We start from the raw sequence: 542 nt of genomic DNA on the forward strand, positions 1-542 counted from the left end.
CGTTGCAATTAAACGACCTAGATTCGTCTGTTGGAATCGCACGACATCACGGTCACCCTCTAGCTTACCGTTTGATTCCGCAATTTTCACATTCAGCTGGCTTTGGCCTTGTTCTTGGAAAGTACGAAGGAAGTCCAACATCGCTTTGTCTTGAGTAATTTCATCTTGAACAAACACACGTTGTGATTGACCATCCACATTGATTTTTTTCTTCCAGCTTACCAGAATAAGATCGTAGCTCACCATTGATAGTTCGCAGTTACGGAATTCGTAATCGGCACGGCCAACATATTTACCCCACTCATGCGCCTGAACAATGTAAGTACCGTTTTGTTGGTCTGGCTGACACTCATCACCCGGTTTAAAGTTCTTTTTGATAACGTTAGGACCTTCCATACAAACGGGCTCTTGTGAGTGACCACCCACAATCATGTCCAAATCGCCTTCATTAAGGTAACGCGCCAAAGCTACATCACCCGGCGCATTGATGCCACGGTTGCCATTTTCGTAGTGACCCATGTGCGTAACAGCGAAAATCAGAT

Annotated in this window: 1 pseudogene; it reads right to left on the reverse strand. The window is 45.2% G+C overall.

What is annotated here, in order from left to right:
• A pseudogene (gene ushA, locus R7093_RS27560) lies at positions 1–542 on the reverse strand (bifunctional UDP-sugar hydrolase/5'-nucleotidase); the annotation flags it as partial.

Source organism: Vibrio sp. 1580, from assembly GCF_033340055.1.